The organism is Saccharopolyspora soli (assembly GCF_022678645.1).
GTDB lineage: Bacteria > Actinomycetota > Actinomycetes > Mycobacteriales > Pseudonocardiaceae > Saccharopolyspora > Saccharopolyspora soli.
In genome coordinates, this window is the sequence record NZ_JALBWV010000155.1 from 1 (window position 1) to 2,218 (window position 2,218).

2 protein-coding genes are annotated in these 2,218 nt (G+C 65.6%); both read right to left on the reverse strand.

Features of this window, described 5'->3' with window-relative positions:
* Window positions 1–146 precede the first annotated feature (146 nt).
* Complete coding sequence (locus tag MOQ72_RS44030) at window positions 147–1,556, reverse strand: replicative DNA helicase (RefSeq protein ID WP_242192018.1); 1,410 nt, start codon at window positions 1,554–1,556, stop codon at window positions 147–149.
* Window positions 1,557–1,628: 72 nt separating this feature from the next.
* Window positions 1,629–2,218: hypothetical protein (locus MOQ72_RS44035; RefSeq protein ID WP_242192019.1), on the reverse strand; the 590-nt coding region annotated here is incomplete at its 5' end.

A 2,218-nucleotide genomic window follows, 5' to 3' on the forward strand; every position in this document is an offset into this window, starting at 1 on the left:
TGGCACCGCGTACATTCGCGATGGTTGGCGCGACTCGGATCTGTACGCCATCCTCGCCGACGACTGATACCCGCCCCGGCTCGATGATGGCCAGTTGGCCAGACAGTGGCCATCAGAACTGAGAATTGGACATCAGATTTGAGACCCTACATCGCGGCGCGATCGTTGTCCCCCAGCGCCCGAAAGTGCGCCTTGTGGCGCTGCTCGGAGATGGTGACCGTACGCCCGGACACGCCCTTGCGGACCTTCGGCAGGTACACGTCGACCTCTCCGGCGCGGGCGTCGTCGTCCTTGCCCGCGTCGACCATGAGCGCCACCACGTCGGCGTCCTGAGCCAGCGCGCTGGAGCCTTTGAGGTGGTACGCCTGCGGCGTCTCGGCCTTCTGGCCTTCTTTCGAGAACTGGCTGATCGCGACCACCACGCATTGCAAGTGCATCGCAAGATCCTTCAGGCCACTGGTCATCGCGGCGAGCGCGAGGTCGTCGCGTTCGATGGACACCCCGCCGGGGCGCTTCCCGATCTGCAGGTAATCGAACACGATGAGCCCGACGCCGCCGTCCTTGCGGTACTGGTGGTCCAGGCGCATGCCGTTGCGGGCCACTTCGGCGACGCCCACGCGGCCTTCGACGTAGTGCAGCCGGTGGCCCCACTCACGGTAGGCCGGGACGAACTCCTCCGTGATCAGGTCGTAGTCGGTGGGGGAGAGGTCGTGTACGCCGGTGATCTCGGCCAGGGGTACTCCAGAGACGGCCGACATGTCCCGCTCGACCATCTCTGATCGGGACATCTCCAGCGAGTGAAACAACACCCGCTCGCCCCGGTCGCGGGCGTAGTGGCGGGCGAACTGGGCGCCGAGCAGGGATTTTCCAACCCCGGTGTCCGCAGCAAGCAAGATCAATGCGCCTTCCTTGGCGATCATCGCGCGGTCGAGGTCGACGATCCCTGTTGTGAACGCCGACTCGGGGCGCTTGCCCAGATTCTCGACGAACTCGGCCAACAGCTCGTCGTCGGCGCCGACCGGCTGCAGCTCGTCAGCGGCGGGACCGTCAGCGGCGCGCAGACATCGTTCAAAGGACTCCGAGACCCGTTCTACGAACACCTCGCGGTCATCGCCCGGCGCGTCAGCGACTCGGATGATGCGGTGCCCTTCGCTGGCGATCAGGCGCCGCAGAGAGATCCATTTAACCTCTTCGGCGTAGAACATCGCGTTCATCGCCGTCGGCACGGTTTCGATCAGCGTGTGCAGGTACGGGGCACCGCCGCACTGCGGCAGCACGCCGCGGCGTTCGAGCTCGGCGCTGGTGGTAATGGCGTCGGCAGGCTCGCCGCGCTCACCGAGGGCTTCGATCGCGTCCCAAATGTTCTGGTGCTTCGGTAGGTAGAAGTCGTTCCGTGCTAACAGGCGGGGGACCTCGATCCGGGCGTCCTGGCTGAGCAGCATCGCCCCAAGCACGGACTGCTCGGCCGCGATGACGTCGCGGTTGGCCCTGTCAAGCTGCGGGTGTGGCGAGTTCGGGTCGTCCTGGTCGTCGGATGCGACAATGCCGGTGGACATCCGGTGTTCCTTTCTGCTGGTAGTCGGTTGTCCTTGCCCGGACCGGGGGTGAAGGCCCTGGTCCGGGCGTTTTCATGACGCGGCGTTGGTGGTTGCGCAGGGGCAAGGCGACCCGTCGGCGCGGATACGCATCCGCACGTTGTTGCGGCACTTGCGCTCACGGTGCGGATCGCGCGGGTCACCGCATTCGCCGCACCACGGCGACACGGCGGTGGTGGCAGGTTTCGCAGCGGGCAGAGGGCGCAGCGATTCCAGCTTGCTGCGGGCGAACCCCGGCCAGCTGCCGATCTTGCCCGCGCCGGTGGCATCGGTGATCCGAGCAGCGATGTCGTCTTCGGTCCAGCCCGAGATCAGCAACAGGTCGACATGGTCAGCCAGAGCCTGCACCGCACGCCTCCCGAACCCGGTCCCGTCAGGGAACGCGAGCTGGGTAAGGAACTGAGTTCCTGCTGACTTTCCTGGTCCTTCATTCTTCGACGAAGTCGCCCAACCAATCCCAGAAGCCTCGCCGCGCTGGTTGGTTGGGGATTGTTCCGGAGGGGGATTGCTTTGGGCCTGCCAATCTGGCAGGCCGCGTGAACTGCAGTTTTCGTCGTTTCCGCTGGTAGTGCTGGTTGCCAGATTGGCAGGCTGCCAGCCTGCCAGATTGGCAGGCTGGTCCA